Annotated in this window: 15 protein-coding genes; 6 read left to right on the forward strand and 9 right to left on the reverse strand. The window is 44.9% G+C overall.

Annotated elements, in window-relative coordinates; all coding sequences use genetic code 11:
- Window position 1 precedes the first annotated feature (1 nt).
- From H3S83_RS08265 to rpsL, 8 genes are all read right to left on the reverse strand, one after another.
- Window positions 2-295: a 50S ribosomal protein L23 gene (locus tag H3S83_RS08265; protein WP_077971837.1), complete on the reverse strand. Its 294-nt coding sequence runs from the start codon at window positions 293-295 to the stop codon at window positions 2-4.
- Window positions 292-912 (reverse strand): 50S ribosomal protein L4, encoded by a 621-nt coding sequence (gene rplD, locus H3S83_RS08270; protein WP_077971838.1) that lies wholly within the window; start codon window positions 910-912, stop codon window positions 292-294. Before rplD ends, H3S83_RS08265 begins: the two co-directional genes overlap by 4 nt.
- 2 nt (window positions 913-914) lie before the next feature.
- Window positions 915-1,652, reverse strand: a complete 738-nt coding sequence (rplC, locus tag H3S83_RS08275; protein ID WP_077971839.1) for a 50S ribosomal protein L3 — start codon at window positions 1,650-1,652, stop codon at window positions 915-917.
- A 27-nt stretch (window positions 1,653-1,679) separates the two neighbouring features.
- Window positions 1,680-1,988, reverse strand: coding sequence for a 30S ribosomal protein S10 (gene rpsJ / locus H3S83_RS08280; protein WP_075870855.1), 309 nt, complete (start codon window positions 1,986-1,988; stop codon window positions 1,680-1,682).
- A 66-nt stretch (window positions 1,989-2,054) separates the two neighbouring features.
- Window positions 2,055-3,230: an elongation factor Tu gene (tuf, locus tag H3S83_RS08285; RefSeq protein WP_078040400.1), complete on the reverse strand. Its 1,176-nt coding sequence runs from the start codon at window positions 3,228-3,230 to the stop codon at window positions 2,055-2,057.
- A gap of 64 nt (window positions 3,231-3,294) precedes the next feature.
- Window positions 3,295-5,379, reverse strand: a complete 2,085-nt coding sequence (gene fusA / locus H3S83_RS08290; RefSeq protein ID WP_077971840.1) for an elongation factor G — start codon at window positions 5,377-5,379, stop codon at window positions 3,295-3,297.
- A gap of 30 nt (window positions 5,380-5,409) precedes the next feature.
- Complete coding sequence (gene rpsG, locus H3S83_RS08295) at window positions 5,410-5,880, reverse strand: 30S ribosomal protein S7 (RefSeq protein ID WP_075868529.1); 471 nt, start codon at window positions 5,878-5,880, stop codon at window positions 5,410-5,412.
- A gap of 18 nt (window positions 5,881-5,898) precedes the next feature.
- On the reverse strand, window positions 5,899-6,270 hold the full coding sequence (gene rpsL / locus H3S83_RS08300) for a 30S ribosomal protein S12 (protein ID WP_002964366.1): 372 nt from the start codon (window positions 6,268-6,270) through the stop codon (window positions 5,899-5,901).
- 1,025 nt (window positions 6,271-7,295) lie between these two features.
- On the opposite strand from rpsL, the gene xth reads away from it, so the two are divergent.
- The 5 genes from xth to H3S83_RS08325 all read left to right on the forward strand — a co-directional run bounded on the left by xth (window position 7,296) and on the right by H3S83_RS08325 (window position 11,491).
- The gene (gene xth, locus H3S83_RS08305; RefSeq protein ID WP_198239399.1) at window positions 7,296-8,072 is read left to right on the forward strand and encodes an exodeoxyribonuclease III; all 777 of its coding nucleotides are present in this window, start codon (window positions 7,296-7,298) and stop codon (window positions 8,070-8,072) included.
- 157 nt (window positions 8,073-8,229) lie between these two features.
- The gene (locus tag H3S83_RS08310; protein WP_198239400.1) at window positions 8,230-9,135 is read left to right on the forward strand and encodes a transporter substrate-binding domain-containing protein; all 906 of its coding nucleotides are present in this window, start codon (window positions 8,230-8,232) and stop codon (window positions 9,133-9,135) included.
- Window positions 9,136-9,263: 128 nt separating this feature from the next.
- On the forward strand, window positions 9,264-10,016 hold the full coding sequence (locus H3S83_RS08315; protein ID WP_198239401.1) for an amino acid ABC transporter permease: 753 nt from the start codon (window positions 9,264-9,266) through the stop codon (window positions 10,014-10,016).
- A gap of 2 nt (window positions 10,017-10,018) precedes the next feature.
- Entirely contained in the window at window positions 10,019-10,732 is a 714-nt protein-coding gene (locus tag H3S83_RS08320) for an amino acid ABC transporter permease (protein WP_149867440.1), read from the forward strand.
- A gap of 12 nt (window positions 10,733-10,744) precedes the next feature.
- Window positions 10,745-11,491, forward strand: a complete 747-nt coding sequence (locus tag H3S83_RS08325) for an amino acid ABC transporter ATP-binding protein (protein WP_077971854.1) — start codon at window positions 10,745-10,747, stop codon at window positions 11,489-11,491.
- Window positions 11,492-12,091: 600 nt separating this feature from the next.
- Here H3S83_RS08325 and H3S83_RS08330 read toward each other — a convergent pair.
- Entirely contained in the window at window positions 12,092-12,886 is a 795-nt protein-coding gene (locus tag H3S83_RS08330) for a tetratricopeptide repeat protein (protein ID WP_078040401.1), read from the reverse strand.
- Window positions 12,887-13,242: 356 nt separating this feature from the next.
- On the opposite strand from H3S83_RS08330, the gene H3S83_RS08335 reads away from it, so the two are divergent.
- On the forward strand, window positions 13,243-13,491 hold the full coding sequence (locus H3S83_RS08335) for a hypothetical protein (RefSeq protein WP_198239402.1): 249 nt from the start codon (window positions 13,243-13,245) through the stop codon (window positions 13,489-13,491).
- Window positions 13,492-13,578: the final 87 nt, after the last annotated feature.

Consider the following 13,578-nt stretch of genomic DNA (forward strand, 5'->3'; position numbering starts at 1 on the left):
CTTAAAGACCAGTCGAAACGTCGATTGACTGACCTTCAGCCAGCGTCACGATCGCTTTTTTGACATCACTCTGTCGACCGACAACGCCTTTAAAACGTTTCACCTTACCCTTACGGGTTGTTGTATTCACTGCTGTAACTTTGACACCAAATAAAGCTTCAACAGCCGCTTTGATTTCAGATTTTGTCGCCTTGGGGGTAACCTTGAACACGACCTGATTGTTTTCCGATAGCATCGTCGATTTTTCGGTAATAACCGGACTTACGACGACATCATAGTGGCGAAGATCTGTCATTTGAACCGCTCCTCAAGGGCTTCGACAGCTGCTTTGGACAAAACAAGTTTGCCACGACGCAGAATGTCATAAACATTAATCCCCTGAACCGGCAAAACATCTACATTTGGAATGTTCGATGCGGCACGGGAAAACTTCAAATCAATTTCCTTACCACCGATAAGCAGTGCATCAGAAAAACCGAGTTTTGCGAAATCCTTGGCTAAAACTTTCGTTTTTGCTTCTTTGACATTCAACTCGTCCACAATGATCAGATCATTGGCTTTGACTTTTGCCGACAATGCATGGCGCAAACCCAAAGCACGAACCTTTTTCGGTAGTTCATGTGCATGGCTGCGGACAACTGGCCCGTGAGCCTTACCACCACCACGGAATTGCGGAACACGAGCAGATGAATGACGGGCGCGGCCTGTCCCCTTCTGCTTGTACATTTTTGCGCCCGAACGCGATACATCGGCGCGTGTCTGGCTTTGATGTGTACCTTGCTGACGACGGGCGAGCTGCCAACGGACAACACGTTGTAGAATATCTTCACGAGGATCTAAACCGAAGACATCTTCCGATACCTTCAATTTGCCAGCATCCTTGCCGTCAAGAGTAGTTACGATGAGATCCATTATCAGGCTCCCTCAGCGACTGTAGCTTCCGCCTTAGGGGCAGCAGCATCTGTTTTAGCATTCTTTGGCTGACGCAAAGCGGCTGGCTTCGGTGCATTCTCCGGAACGCTCTTCTTGACAGCATCCCTTACCAAAATCCAGGCACCTTTCGAACCGGGAACAGCACCGCGAACTAAAATCAACCCGCGATCAGCGTCGGTTGAAACAACTTCGATATTCAAAGTTGTAATTCTCGTCTGCCCCATATGGCCAGCCATTTTCTTACCCTTAAACACTTTGCCCGGATCCTGACGTTGACCCGTCGAACCATGGGCACGGTGCGTAATGGAGTTACCGTGCGAAGCACGATGTCCGCCAAAATTATGACGTTTCATAACGCCGGCGAAACCTTTACCGATTGATGTACCGGTGACATCAACCAATTGACCGGGAACAAAATGTTCCGCAGTAATCTCGGCCCCAACCTCCAGAAGATTGTCGGGACTTACACGAAATTCCGCAATTTTTGCCTTCGGCTCTACCGAAGCTTTTGCAAAATGACCACGCAACGCTTGAGAAGTGTTTTTCACCTTTGCAAGCCCTACGCCTAACTGAACAGCTGTGTAGCCATTCTTCTCAACTGTACGCTGAGCAACAACCTGACAATTCTCCAAACGAAGAACTGTAACAGGTACATGTTCTCCGGCATCATTATAGACGCGGGTCATGCCCAGCTTTTGTGCTATTACACCTGAACGCATCGGGTTCGTTCCTTCCGTCCCCAAGCCTTAAAGCTTGATCTCGACATCAACACCAGCAGAAAGGTCGAGCTTCATAAGCGCGTCCACAGTCTGCGGCGTCGGATCAACAATATCAAGAAGACGCTTATGTGTACGCATCTCAAACTGCTCACGGCTCTTCTTGTCGATGTGCGGCCCACGATTAACCGTGAACTTCTCGATTCGCGTCGGAAGCGGAATCGGTCCACGGATATTGGCGCCAGTACGCTTGGCGGTCGACACAATCTCACGTGTCGATGCGTCAAGAATCCGGTGATCAAACGCTTTTAAGCGAATGCGGATGTTCTGACCGTTCATACTTTTCTTATCCCTGTCAATTGGAACGTCTTTTTTCAAAGACGCTCCTTAACAATTAAAATTCAACTATTCAATGATTTTAGAAACGATACCGGCACCAACAGTGTGGCCACCTTCACGGATAGCGAAGCGGAGCTTCTCTTCCATAGCAACCGGAACAATCAGTGTGACATCCATCGTAACATTATCACCCGGCATAACCATTTCTGTACCTTCCGGCAGTGTTACAATACCGGTAACGTCTGTCGTACGGAAATAGAACTGCGGACGATAATTGGTGAAAAATGGTGTGTGACGACCACCTTCATCCTTTGTCAAAATATAGGCTTCTGCCTTGAACTTGGTGTGCGGTGTAACTGTACCGGGCTTCGCCAATACCTGACCACGTTCAACACCTTCACGTTCAATACCACGAAGAAGTGCACCAATGTTGTCGCCTGCTTCACCTTCATCAAGAAGCTTGCGGAACATTTCAACGCCGGTTACCGTCGTCTTTGTTGTCGGACGAATACCAACGATTTCAACTTCATCACCAACCTTGACAACACCGCGTTCAACACGGCCGGTAACAACTGTACCACGACCGGAAATCGAGAACACGTCTTCAATCGGCATCAAGAAAGGCTGATCAATCGGACGCTTCGGAGTCGGGATATATTCATCAACTTCGTGCATCAAAAGACGAACAGCATCTTCACCGATTTCCTTGTTGGTGCCTTCAAGAGCAGCCAATGCAGAACCCTTAACAATCGGAATCTCGTCGCCAGGGAAATCATATTTCGAAAGAAGTTCACGAACCTCAAGCTCGACAAGCTCAAGAAGTTCTTCATCATCTACCTGATCAACCTTGTTCAAGAAAACAACAATTGCAGGAACTCCAACCTGACGAGCAAGAAGAATGTGTTCACGTGTCTGAGGCATCGGGCCATCAGCAGCAGAAACAACAAGAATTGCACCGTCCATCTGGGCAGCACCGGTGATCATGTTCTTGACATAGTCAGCGTGTCCCGGGCAATCAACGTGAGCGTAGTGACGCTTCTCTGTCTCGTATTCAACGTGCGCTGTAGAAATCGTGATACCACGAGCACGTTCTTCCGGCGCAGCATCAATCTGGTCATACGCCTTGAACTCACCAAAATATTTTGTAATCGCTGCCGTCAGCGTTGTCTTACCATGGTCAACGTGACCAATCGTGCCGATATTTACATGCGGCTTCGTACGTTCATATTTGGACTTTGCCATCTGAGCTCTCTCCATTTCCTGCCCTATTCAGGGCTGAGTTGAAAGTTAATACGTAACCGCCTGATTACGCGAATTTTTTCTGAATTTCTTGAGCCACTGCCGTAGGCACTGGTTCATAATGATCAAATTGCATTGTGTATTGGGCACGCCCCTGGCTCATCGAACGCAAGCTATTGACATAACCAAACATGTTTGCGAGCGGAACCATAGCGTCAACCACGGTTGCAATACCTCTCGGCTCTGTACCGGAAATTTGTCCGCGACGAGAATTCAAATCACCAATAACATCACCAACATAATCTTCCGGTGTAACAACCTCGACCTTCATAATTGGTTCAAGAAGCTGAGCACCGGCTTTCTGGGCACCCTCACGGAATGCAGCTCTACCGGCAATTTCGAAGGCAAGAACCGAAGAGTCAACATCGTGGTAGGCACCATCAAGCAAAGTGGCTTTAACACCCTGCATTGGGAAGCCGGCAAGAGGACCTGAACCCATAACACTTTCGAGCCCTTTTTGAACGCCCGGAATATATTCCTTAGGAACGGCACCACCAACAATCTTGGATTCAAACAGCAAACCTTCACCGTCATAGGGTTCGAAAAGAATCTTGACGCGAGCGAACTGACCCGAACCACCAGATTGCTTCTTATGGGTATAGTCAACTTCGGCAGGTTTCGTAATCGTTTCACGATAAGCAACCTGCGGCTGGCCAACATTAGCTTCAACCTTGAATTCGCGACGCATACGGTCAACGATGATATCCAGATGAAGTTCACCCATACCTGCAATAATAGTCTGACCGGATTCCTCATCCGATTTAACACGGAATGACGGATCTTCAGCAGCCAAACGATTGAGCGCAATACCCATCTTTTCTTGATCGGCTTTCGTCTTTGGCTCGATTGCAATTTCAATAACCGGATCAGGAAATTCCATGCGTTCGAGAATGACCGGATGAAGCGGATCGCAAAGGGTATCGCCTGTTGTTGTTTCTTTCAAACCTGCCAATGCTACAATATCACCGGCAAAAGCTTCATCAATATCTGTGCGTGCATTCGAATGCATCAACAGCATACGACCGATACGTTCTTTCTTACCTTTTACAGTGTTTTCAAGAGAGACGCCTTTATGCAACTCGCCCGAATAGATACGGCAGAAAGTCAATGAGCCAACAAACGGGTCGTTCATAATCTTGAATGCCAGCATTGAAAGAGGAGCAGCATCGGAAGATTCACGCGTTGTTTCTTCACCTGTCTTAACATCGACGCCCTGAATGGCAGGAACATCAACCGGAGACGGAAGATAAGAGACAACTGCATCCAGCAAAGGTTGAACACCCTTATTCTTAAAAGCAGAACCACAAAGAACCGGATGGAAGAGTACTTCACAAGTACCCTTACGGATCAATGCAATCAGCTCTTCATTGGTCGGCATTTTACCTTCGAGATAGGCTTCGGTAGCTGCTTCATCAACTTCAACAGCAGACTCAACCAGTTTCTCACGATATTCTTCAGCTTTTTCCTTCATATTAGCAGGAATTTCGCTGGTAACTGTATGACCGCCAATCGAACCATCCCACGTAAGGGCTTTCATATCGATAAGATCAATAACGCCTTCGAAATCATTCTCTGCACCGATTGGCAATTGAAGAACAAGTGCCTTTGCACCAAGACGTGAACCGACCATTTCAACACTGCGATAAAAGTCAGCGCCGATCTTGTCCATCTTGTTGACAAAAACCATCCTCGGTACATGATATTTTTCAGCCTGACGCCATACAGTTTCAGTCTGGGGCTCAACACCGGCATTCGCATCCAGAAGTGCAATAGCACCATCAAGAACACGCAAAGAACGTTCGACTTCAATCGTAAAATCGACGTGCCCCGGGGTGTCAATAATATTGAACCGGCACTTCTCGCCGTTACGACCTCTCCAGAAGGTGGTTGTTGCAGCAGAGGTAATGGTAATACCACGTTCCTGCTCCTGCTCCATCCAATCCATCGTAGAAGCGCCATCGTGCGTTTCGCCGATTTTATGATTCTTACCGGTATAGTAAAGAATACGCTCGGTCATTGTGGTCTTACCGGCATCAATATGCGCCATAATACCAAAATTGCGATAATCTTCGATTTTATACTCGCGAGCCATATTTTTTGCTTTCGATTAAAAAGAGTTCTCTTACCAACGATAATGCGAGAATGCGCGGTTGGCTTCCGCCATACGGTGCGTATCTTCGCGTTTCTTGACAGCCGAACCACGATTATTCGCTGCATCCATCAATTCGCCCGACAAACGATCAACCATAGTTGTTTCGTTACGATTACGGGCCGCAGCAATGAGCCAACGAATGGCCAATGCCTGACGACGATCAGGACGAACATCCACCGGAACCTGATAGGTTGCACCACCAACGCGGCGAGAACGAACTTCAACATGAGGAGCAACATTCTCTAATGCTTGATGAAACAGAGCAACAGGTTCTGTTTTTGCTTTATCTCCAACTGCATCAAGCGCACCATAAACGATGCGTTCTGCAACTGACTTTTTACCATCAAACATGATGGCATTCATAAATTTTGTAATCACAAGATCACCGAATTTCGGATCTGGATTAATCTCACGTTTTTCTGCTCTATGGCGACGGGACATTGGCTTCGTCTCTCAAACTTATTTAGGACGCTTGGCACCGTATTTGGAACGGCGCTGCTTACGATTCTTAACACCCTGTGTATCAAGCACACCACGAATGATGTGATAACGAACACCAGGCAAATCCTTAACACGTCCGCCACGAATCATGACAACGGAGTGTTCCTGAAGGTTATGACCTTCACCAGGAATATAACCAATAACTTCAAAACCATTGGTCAAACGAACCTTGGCAACCTTACGGAGAGCCGAATTAGGTTTCTTTGGTGTCGTTGTATAAACACGCGTGCACACACCACGCTTTTGCGGGTTTGCCTGCAAGGCAGGAACCTTATTACGCTTGACCGGCGCTGTACGCGGCTTGCGGATCAACTGGTTTACGGTAGGCATTCAACCTTCCTCTTTTCAATCTCTTTTTCGTCTCGCCCAATTTGGGCCGCTTCACTTTATTTAGTTCCCAATCAACCGGATTTAGCTCCGAACCAACTGGTAACGACAGTAAACACATGCACAAAAAACCGGGCCTCACCGCTATCGTGCAGATCACCCGACTATAAGCAGAGGAGACCTTTCAAAGCCTCATGCATCCGGCATTTGCGTTTCAAAACCGTAAAACGAACCCTGTTTGAGGCGAACTCCAAAACGTGTCGTTTTGAAAATGTAGCTAACCTCACATCGGCTCCGATGGCGGTTTATTAACGATAAACGGTTGTTGCGTCAAGTCCTATAGCCGAGAAAAACTATGAAATCGCGAATTTTACAGCGATTAGATGAACAATTGGCGGTTTATCGACATAGAAGCGACAATGTTGACCTGATTTTAACAGCCTATTCCCTTTTTGAACCCCTTTTCAGAGAGTGTCGGACGCTTTCCTATTTCGGTTTTAATGTCCATTATCAGGTCATTCGAGGAATCAACCAGACTGAAAACAAGAATCGGCTATAAGTTATTCCGTTAAAATATGATGAACATTTCGGTATATTGTCATCACTGATGATGATAAACTCTGCCGAGAAAGCCATATCAGAATATTGTCATTCATTTTTTTGCTACAGGCCGCGTAAAATTGTTTAAATTTTAGGTCTCTACAGCGTAGCTACGGAATTTATTTTTACCAGCCAACGTGTTCATATCGGATTATGATCTATCGGTTTATATGAACTGTCGACAAAGTCCGAAATGAAATTATGCGGTTTGGGGGCTGCACTTGGCAAAATTTCGCGAAAGTCAATTTTTTTATACGTGTGACAGGTTACTTTTTTCAAGCCCGTGCAATTCAAAGGTTGCCCGCACAGTTAGGAAGTTAATTGTCTTTATTGTAAGGACTGTGATTGAAGATTTTCTTGTCCCCATTATTCATTATAATAAAACAAACACTTGAAGCTTTAGAAAAACATTGATTAAAGTGTTCATCATGAAAATAGCAACCTGGAATGTGGCCGGTATCAGGGCCAGACATGATACTCTTATAAAGTGGCTTAAGCAGTCTCAAGTCGACGTGGTGTGTCTGCAGGAAACAAAGACAATCGATGCTAATTTTCCGCGAGCCGAAATTGAAGCGCTGGGTTACAACATCAATACCCATGGACAAAAAGGCTTCAACGGTGTTGCGCTTCTTTCAAAGATAAATCCTGACGAGGTAATCTGTGGTCTGCCTGGCGATGACAGCGATGAACAGGCCCGCTATATCGAAGCTGTTTATTCGACCAAAACCGGTGTTATACGTATTGTCTCGCTTTATGTACCGAACGGTAATCCGGTTGATAGCGAAAAATATCCTTATAAACTACGTTGGTATGAACGCTTTTACGACCGCGCAGTTTCCCTTCTTGCTTTGGAAGAACCTTTGATTTTTGCCGGCGATTATAATGTCATCGATTCTGCTCTTGATGCCAAAAATCCTCAGGAGTGGGAAGGAGATGCATTGTATCTGCCAAAAAGTCGCGAAGCTTTGTGGAAGATAAAAAATCTCGGCTTCTATGATGCCACCCGCGCCACTTCGGATAATCCCGATTATAGTTTCTGGGATTTCAAATCTGGCGCATGGCAGAAAAATGATGGAATAAGAATTGATCATTTTTTCATTTCTCCCGAAGCCGCGGACAAACTTGAAGCTAGCTTTGTAGAACGGGCTGTTCGCGGCTGGGATAAACCGTCCGATCATGTTCCTGTCGTTATTGAGTTACGTTAGGTCAGTTTGTCTTTTTCACCCGTCAAATGCAAAGAATGCGTCTAAAAATAAAGAATGCGTTTAAAAATACAGAAATGTTATATTCATGAAAAAAATGTGCTAAACTTGCGTTTGGCAGAAATTTTCTTGCAAAAATAACCGATTAAGGAGAACATTCATGAAAAGAGCCCTGATGGCTTTTGCCGCTATGGCAATCTTGGGACTGACTGGAACAGCATTGGGCCAGCAAAAGGACACACTTGAAAAAATTAAAGATAGCGGCTCGATAACGTTGGGCGTGCGCGAATCGTCAGGTTTGGCTTATGCACTCGGCAACGGCAAATATGTCGGTTTTCATACCGAGATGGCTGAACGTATTATTGACGATATTTCTAAAAAGATAGGTAAACCGATCAAGATCAATTATTTACCGATCACGTCCCAAAATCGCATTCCGCTTTTGCAAAACGGAACCTATGATTTCGAATGTGGCTCGACAACCAACAATGCTGCGAGAGGTAAAGAAGCAGCTTTTGCCTATACAACTTATGTCGAAGAAGTACGCATTGCCACCAAAAAAGATTCCGGCATTAAATCGATTGCCGATCTCAACGGAAAAACAGTTGCAACGACGACAGGAACAACATCTGTACAGCTTATTCGCAAAAACAAACGCGCGCAAAATATCGATTTCAAGGAAGTAAACGGCAAAGATCATGCCGATAGTTTCTTGCTTCTGGAATCGGGAAGAGCTGATGCTTTTGTGATGGACAGATCAATTCTGGCCGGAAATATTTCAAAATCGAAGAATCCGTCCGATTATGTTATTTTGAATGACGTTCTCTCGGTTGAACCGATTGCCTGTATGTTGCGTCTTGATGACAAAAACTTGGAACAGGCCATTGATGACAGTATTGTTCGCCAAGTAAAAGACGGCTCACTGGAAACACTTTATAACAAGTGGTTCATGCAGCCGGTTCCGCCGTCAAATACAGTTGTCGGGTTACCTCTTTCGGATATTACCAAAGATGCATGGGAACATCCCAACAACAAGCCAATGGAAGAATATAAAGAAAACAAATAATAAAACTGTGCGTAAAGGCTGCATGTATTTGAAATTATATGCAGCCAATTTTATTCCGTATCGGAACGATTGGCTCGTCTAGTTTAGGTGTGCGGGTACTCGCATAAGTTTGTCGGGAATAGTCTACAATGGATTTTTCATTCCTCTGTATGGATGATATTGATCACACCCACATTGCCGGTTGTTTCGGTAAAGCAGGTGTGAGCCATACTTATCTTGATACTTTACTCAACGCTTTTTTGAATACGGCTCTACTTTCAATTTCGAGTTTGATATTAGCCATTATTGTCGGTGTCATTATCGGCACAATGAGAACGCTGCCACGCACGACAATATTGAACCGGATATTGCGGATAATTGCACGGATTTGGGTGGAAATAACCCGCAACATTCCACTCCTTGTCCAGATTTTCCTTTGGTACTTCGTAGTCCCGAAGATATATCCGCCAGCAATGAACTTTCCGCCGATGATATTGATCATTTGCGCACTGGGATTTTTTACCTCTGCCCGTATCGCCGAACAGGTTCGTTCCGGAATTGAAGCCATTCCGACAGGACAGCGTTATGCTGCTATGGGAATGGGATTTACGACTTATCAGACTTATCGATATGTTATTTTGCCCCGGGCAATGCGTACCATCCTGCCACCACTCATATCGGAATCCATGGGGATTGTGAAAAATTCGGCTGTCGCTTTTGCCGTATCAATCCACGAACTGATGCAATTCCAGTTTCAGGCTATTGAAGAAGTCAGTCATGTTTACGAGAACTACATGGTTGTGACAGTTCTTTACGTCATTATTTCTCTGGCTATTTTTATTGTCATGTCAATTATTGAACGGATGGTCAAAATTCCCGGTTTCCAGACGGAGGGTAGATAATCATGTCAAACCTCGGGTCTACCCTTTCCTATTACCTGACATTCGACTTTTCGTGGATGGATTTTTCTTTTTTCACCTTCGATGTTTTCAAAACCTATATTTTGTCGGGACTTGTTTTCAGTGTTGTTTTGACGGTCGTCGCTACAATATTGGGGATCATTTTCGGAACACTTCTCGCAATGATGAGGTTGTCCTCGATAAAACCGTTATCATGGCTTGCAACCTTCTATGTCACCGCTATGCGCGCAATTCCGCTGGTTATGGTTATTTTGTGGTTTTTTGTTCTATTGCCTTTTGTCACCGGTCATTCGATCGGAGCAAACAATTCAGCCTTTATAACATTCACTGCTTTTGAAGCGGCATATTTTGCAGAAATCATGCGGGCGGGGATACGTTCAGTTCCACAGGGACAGAAATTTGCCAGTGAAGCTCTCGGCATGACCTATTGGCAATCCATGCTGATTGTTATCTTGCCACAAGCACTGCGCAACATGCTTCCCGTGCTTCTGACGCAGGTTATCATCCTCTTTCAGGATACATCACTGGTTTATGCAATTAGCGGTAATGACCTTCTTAAAGGTTTCGACATTGTGGCAAACAATTTCGGTGTTAAACAGGAAGCTTATATACTGGCCGCCTTGTTCTATTTTGTGATCTGTTTTACGCTGTCGCAGGCCGTTATGTACCTGCAGAAAAAAGTCTCGATTATTCGCTGATAGGAAAGTTTCATGTCCGAACACATGATTGAAGTCAAAAACGTTTCCAAATGGTATGGAAAATTCAACGTTTTGAAAAATTGCTCGACCAATATAAGCAAGGGCGAAGTGGTCGTTGTATGTGGGCCTTCCGGTTCAGGAAAATCGACCTTTATAAAAACCATCAATGCTCTTGAGCCTTTTCAGGAGGGGCAAATCTGGGTTGACGGTGTTCCGGTTCATTCTCCGAAGACCAATTTGCCGAAACTGAGAAGCCGTGTCGGAATGGTTTTTCAACATTTCGAGCTGTTTCCCCATTTGTCCGTGATGGAGAATTTGACCATTGCACAAATTAAAGTTCTTCATCGTTCCAAAAAAGAAGCCGTCGAGAGCGGATTAAAGTATCTCAAACGTGTCGGCTTGATTGATCACAAAGATAAATATCCCGGTCAACTATCGGGTGGTCAACAACAACGCGTAGCAATAGCGCGCGCTTTGACTATGGATCCGATTGTCATGTTGTTCGACGAACCGACATCGGCTCTCGACCCCGAAATGGTGGGTGAAGTTCTTGATGTCATGGTCGGGCTTGCTCAAGATGGAATGACCATGATCTGCGTTACCCATGAAATGGGCTTTGCTCATAAAGTTTCCGACAGAGTAATCTTTATGGATGACGGGAAAATATTGGAAGACTGCACATCGGAAGAATTTTTTGCTTCGCCGGAATTGAGAACGCCGCGTGCCCGTGATTTTCTGTCAAAGATATTAAGCCATTAATTCGTGAAACCCGATGAATGATAATGTGTGCGATTTAGATCGTGTGGCATTGGTCGGGCAAATATCCCGCTTTTGCTGCTTCAATTCTCATGGCCCGAAGGCCGTTAAGTCTTTGTGACTGTTTAGCCATTTTGTTTTCTTGAATTAACAGAAAGAGTGAACACTTCTTCTCTAAGAGCCTGAAAGGAACAATTTCGCCATTGTTTTTTTCCGGCAATTTCCACTACCATCAAACCGATCATCCGGTGTCCCCTGCTTAAAAATTATATGCGTGCGTAGTAACCACACCGGAAGGCGCCAAAACATATTATTATATTTTTTTGAAAACTGAAATTTTTAAAACGTAAGAAATGGATATTTCACAGTCTCTCAGGACAAAGCCAAGAAACGTTTAGAGGATATTAAGTCCGGAATAATGTTTACTCTATAATAGTTTTAGAAAAATATCCACTTTCACTATATCCGGTAATTAAATATCGTTGTTTTACTTGACATCAGCCTAATAACCGGCCGTTTTTATTGACTGTAGTCAGATCTCAAAGCCTCTTGATAAGGGATGGCGGTAATATAGATTTAAATTATAACGGAAGAAAACCGGTATCAGAAACCATTATCATTTTTGATAATATCGCTCGCAAGAGAAATAGCTGTGCGGCGATCGGCCTCTCCGGAAACCGCAAAAGCACGTTCTTGTAACTGTCTTATCCATGTCTGATCATGCGGAGCAGCTTTTTCATAGGCCGCAGTCATCATCGCCAGTCCCCGTACGGTCTTTCCCGCTTGGAATAACATGTTCCCCAACATTGCCTGTGCTGCAGGATTGCCTTTTCGTGCCGAAAGCTGAAACCAGCGAGCTGCCTGAACCGGATTTTTTTCGCCGCCATCGCCATTCAACAACATTTTCCCCAAGCGATATTGTGCTTCGGGATTGCCGAAATTGGTAGCCGCTTGCAAATAAAGACTGCGCGCTTGAGGCATATCCTGTTTGACAGGTGAATTCGGAATGCCGGTTACGAGATAACTTGCAATTTCCACCAGTGCATCGGAAAGATAACTTTCATCTTCCGACCCCGGATCAGCGCCTTCCTGAACGATGCGAACATAAAATTGATAAGCCTCATAATCATTTTCGACCACACCATCGCCATCGGCATACATGCGGGCAAGTTTCCAGTTAGCTCCCGGGTGCCCCCTGTCAGCCGCATATTTCAGTGCTTTGACCGCTTGATCTTTATCACCGTTTTTATAGGCAGAAATACCGCTTTTGAAAAATTCGAATGGACTATTCGACTCGTTTTTGCTGTGATTGATATCCAAAGCCGATGCGGTAGAAAGGCAGATTCCCAATGTGAGTGCTGTCACACTGGTCAACCAACCTTCTTTGCATCTTTTCATTTGAATTTTTCCTGTCTCGCCACAGATACGCAACAAAATTACTTTGCATTGTTAAAAATGCACTGGCTTTGTGGTGGGAATGAGGCACCAACTATGTTGCTGACGATAGCACATAAACAATGAAAATTGTGTTGCCTGAAAGCAACATATAAAATTGAGTTTGCTATGGTTAATCCGTTATAATGCGATGTTTTTTAAAATTGCATCCGGCCAGCCAGTTATGTAAAATTAATGAAGGTCAGTCTTGTTTGACAATGAGATGCTCATAATTATGAGATAGTCGCATTTTCGAGATGGCCGTAGTTTTGAGCCACTTTTATTTATCTAATCCGTATCAACCTTTTCTATGAGTTGAAATGATGACGAGTAAATCGAGTATCGTAGCGTTCGCGTTTTTTATGGCAGTTCTGTCGGGCTGCACGACAACGCAAAAGCCTTCTGTAAACGAAGCAACCGACACTTCCGGAACAACCGGTTATTGGTATCTTGGTGACAATGGCGAACGCCAGTGGCGGACACTCAATCCTGCCAACATTCCTGCTCCTGCTCCAGCGGTGCGTAAAAACTATGCATCATCTGTCGGTAATGGTAGCGGAAGAGGTTGAATTTGCTTTAGCAAAAACGGTTTAATTTCAAGAAAACCGCCCGAAAAAATTTCCGGGCGGTATTTTTACTTTGACGTTATTCGAAAG

The sequence above is a fragment of the Bartonella sp. W8122 genome (assembly GCF_016102485.1).
In the GTDB taxonomy this organism is placed as follows: domain Bacteria; phylum Pseudomonadota; class Alphaproteobacteria; order Rhizobiales; family Rhizobiaceae; genus Bartonella; species Bartonella apihabitans.